The organism is Capnocytophaga sp. oral taxon 332 str. F0381 (genome assembly GCF_000318275.2).
Classification (GTDB): domain Bacteria; phylum Bacteroidota; class Bacteroidia; order Flavobacteriales; family Flavobacteriaceae; genus Capnocytophaga; species Capnocytophaga bilenii.
In genome coordinates, this window is the sequence record NZ_KB291272.1 from 524 (window position 1) to 852 (window position 329).

At 31.6% G+C, this 329-nt stretch carries 1 pseudogene; it reads right to left on the reverse strand.

The features are described 5' to 3' along the window. Positions 1–54: 54 nt before the first annotated feature. Positions 55–329, reverse strand: a pseudogene (locus HMPREF9075_RS02830) (hypothetical protein); the annotation flags it as partial.

The following is a 329-nucleotide window of genomic DNA, read 5'->3' on the forward strand; positions in this document are numbered from 1 at the left end:
ATAATACATTAATTTTCAGAGTGCAAATATATGAGATTATTTTGACGCCTCAATTTAAGGTTTATAGTCTTCCCAGCCATATTTATAATATTTTTCATTAGGCATAAATTCCGCAGCACCTATATCTAAATCTCCTGAGCAAGGGATGCGATGAGCCCCCCAATTAGCTACTTTTTTAACACCTGTTTTATAACTTGTCCAAGTACCTATAAATTGATTGTTATTGTAATCATCGGAGAAATTATCAATTGTATCATAGGAAAAAACACCTTTATTGTTAATATACCATCTTAACAAAACCTTTCCTTCAAAAACACCAGTAGCTGATA